The organism is Pyramidobacter sp. CG50-2 (assembly GCF_003612005.1).
GTDB lineage: Bacteria > Synergistota > Synergistia > Synergistales > Dethiosulfovibrionaceae > Pyramidobacter.
The window spans coordinates 1-570 of record NZ_RAWT01000112.1; the positions used below are offsets into that span (position 1 = coordinate 1).

Here is a 570-nt window from a genome sequence, read left to right on the forward strand (position 1 = left end):
TCCCCCGCTCGGGGATCCTTCGTTCCGTTTTTCCCGTTTCGGCCGTTACTTCGCTTCCGCAGGCGCCTGTTCCGGCCTGGCGGGGACTTCCGGCTTCTTCACCGTCACCGTGGGGAGAGCGGCGAACTTCGGCCTGCGCCTGTTCATCTCCTTCATCACGGCGTCGGTGACGTCCAGTTTGGGCGCCGCGTCGAGCAGCAGCTGACGCGCCATCACCGCGTGGAACTTCGGATTCTTCTTCCGCCACGCTTCCACGGACGCCATCAGTTCCGACTGCAGCACCGACGTCACCGCCGCGCGTTCCACTTCCATCTGCCGTTCCAGCGCCGCCTGTCCCTGCGCGACCGCGTTCTGCGCCTCGGCCGTGTTCTCCTGGCCGCGGTACAGGGCGAGCAGATCGTTATACCCTTTCTGGAGCACTTTCTGCACTTCCTCCAGATGAGCCTGTCCCAGCTTGCCGGGTTTGGACTGACTGAAAATCCTTTCCGTGTCCACCACGGCGATCTCCGTGGCGAACACCGCCGCGGACAGCGACGCGAACATCGCCAGGGAAATTATCGATTTCATCAC

General features: G+C 63.2%; 1 protein-coding gene. It reads right to left on the reverse strand.

Features of this window, described 5'->3' with window-relative positions:
* Nucleotides 1–45 precede the first annotated feature (45 nt).
* Nucleotides 46–570, reverse strand: a 525-nt coding sequence (locus D7D26_RS12025; protein ID WP_147413089.1) for an OmpH family outer membrane protein, incomplete at its 5' end; no start/stop codon positions are given.